Annotated in this window: 2 protein-coding genes and 1 pseudogene; 2 read left to right on the forward strand and 1 reads right to left on the reverse strand. The window is 48.8% G+C overall.

Features of this window, described 5'->3' with window-relative positions; translation table 11 throughout:
* Both JKK62_RS10565 and JKK62_RS10570 read left to right on the forward strand, forming a co-directional pair.
* Positions 1–302, forward strand: a 302-nt coding sequence (locus JKK62_RS10565; protein WP_494545959.1) for a pseudouridine synthase family protein, incomplete at its 5' end; no start/stop codon positions are given.
* A gap of 145 nt (positions 303–447) precedes the next feature.
* Positions 448–1,587, forward strand: a complete 1,140-nt coding sequence (locus tag JKK62_RS10570) for an ABC transporter ATP-binding protein (protein WP_201427865.1) — start codon at positions 448–450, stop codon at positions 1,585–1,587.
* Between the two features lie 280 nt (positions 1,588–1,867).
* On the opposite strand, the pseudogene JKK62_RS10575 reads toward JKK62_RS10570, so the two are convergent.
* Positions 1,868–2,005: pseudogene (locus JKK62_RS10575) on the reverse strand (sporulation initiation factor Spo0A C-terminal domain-containing protein); the annotation flags it as partial.
* Positions 2,006–2,088: the final 83 nt, after the last annotated feature.

The raw sequence follows: 2,088 nt of genomic DNA on the forward strand, positions 1-2,088 counted from the left end.
CGGTCACGGAGGAGATGGCAGCGCGTTTTCGTGACGGCATCGTCTTTGCGGACGGCACGCGCTGTATGCCGGCAAGGCTGCGTGTGGCGGACGGCGGCGACAAATGCGTCGCCGTGGTCGGCATTTGCGAGGGAAAATTCCATCAGGTCAAGAAGATGTTTGCTATTTGTGGAAGAAAAGTTGTGCACCTTCAACGAATATCTGTCGGAAATTTGTATCTTGATAGCAATTTGCCCATAGGAAGCTGTAAATCTTTGACAAATTTGGAAATTTCTCAGATTTTTTTCGGCAATATGTACTAAATTTGATCTAAAAATTTTACTTTGTAATTAATTTAAATAAAATACAGACGAAATATTTAGTTAAAATCAGTATAGTAAAAACTTGCGAAAAGTGCTATATTTATATATGTAATAAATCTATTACAAATAACGGAGGTATTTTTAAATGGCAAGTTTATCATTAAGAAACGTGTACAAAATTTATGACGGCAATGTAACCGCCGTTAAGGATTTCAACCTTGAAATCGCTGACAAAGAGTTTATCATCTTTGTAGGTCCTTCCGGCTGCGGTAAGTCCACAACCCTGAGAATGATTGCAGGCCTCGAGGATATTTCCAAGGGCGAGCTGTACATCGGCGACACCCTCGTAAATGACGTTGCTCCCAAGGACAGAGATATCGCAATGGTATTCCAGAACTATGCTCTGTATCCGCATATGACCGTTTATGATAACATGGCGTTTGGTCTGAAGCTCAGAAAGATGCCCAAGGACGAGATCCACAGAAGAGTTGTTGAGGCTGCCAGGATCCTCGGTATCGAGCAGTTCCTCGAGAGAAAGCCGAAGGCTCTGTCCGGTGGTCAGAGACAGCGTGTTGCCATGGGTCGTGCCATCGTTCGTGATCCCCGCGTATTCCTTCTCGATGAGCCGCTGTCCAACCTGGACGCAAAGCTCCGTGCACAGATGCGTACCGAGATCTCCAAGATCTATCAGAGACTGGGCACCACCTTCATCTATGTAACCCATGACCAGACCGAGGCTATGACGCTCGGTACCAGGATCGTCGTTATGAAGGACGGCGTTATCCAGCAGGTTGACACCCCGCAGAACCTCTATGATTATCCCTGCAACATGTTCGTAGCAGGCTTCATCGGATCGCCTCAGATGAACTTCATCAACGCGACCGTTGACAAGAAGGGCAACAACTTTGTCCTCAAGTTCGACAAATACGAAGTTCCCGTTCCGGCTGACAAGTGCCGCGGCGACAAGCTCCATCCCAACGACAGCAAAGAGAATCCTCTCGAGAAGTATGTCGGCAAGGAAGTTATCTTCGGTATCCGTCCCGAGCATGTTCACGACGAGCAGGAAGAGCTGGACAAGGCCATCATGCAGTTTGACGCTACCGTTGACGTAACCGAGCTGATGGGTGCTGAAATTTATCTGTATGTTAATATCGCAGGTCAGCCCATTACCGCGCGCGTTGCTCCTACCTCCAAGTCCAAGGTCGGCGACAAGATCAAGGTTTGCTTCAGCCTTGACAAGCTCCACATCTTTGATAAGGACACCGAGGAAATCATCGCTAACTGATTCTTTTAGCACAGGGCAGTTATCTGCCAACATAAAGATTGATTCAAGACACCCGTTATCGGGTGTCTTGTTTTTTAAATGCAAAAGCAAGGAGGGTAACTCATACTTAACTCAAATAAAAAATTGATCGCAAAGATTGTCCGCTTTTTATCTGAGATTAGTATAACCCCAAAAAATAACCAGCTCCTCGTTTGACGGTTATATCAAACGGGGAGCTTTTTGAAAACAGAAACAATTGTCGGATCACCGGTCGGGTGTTGTTGCAGCTATATTAGCAGCGTCAAGACGCGTTTTTGATCTGCAGGCGCAGTCGGTCGGAGATCATGGCGATGAATTCGCTGTTGGTCGGCTTGCCGCGGTCATTGTGGATCGTGTAGCCGAAGTAGGAATTCAGCACGTCGATATCCCCTCTGTCAAAACGGGGGGGGGGGGGGGGGGGGGGGGGGGGGGGGGGGGGGGGGGGGGGGGGGGGGGGGGGGGGGGGGGGGGGGGGGGGGGGGG

This window comes from Ruminococcus difficilis (assembly GCF_016680995.1).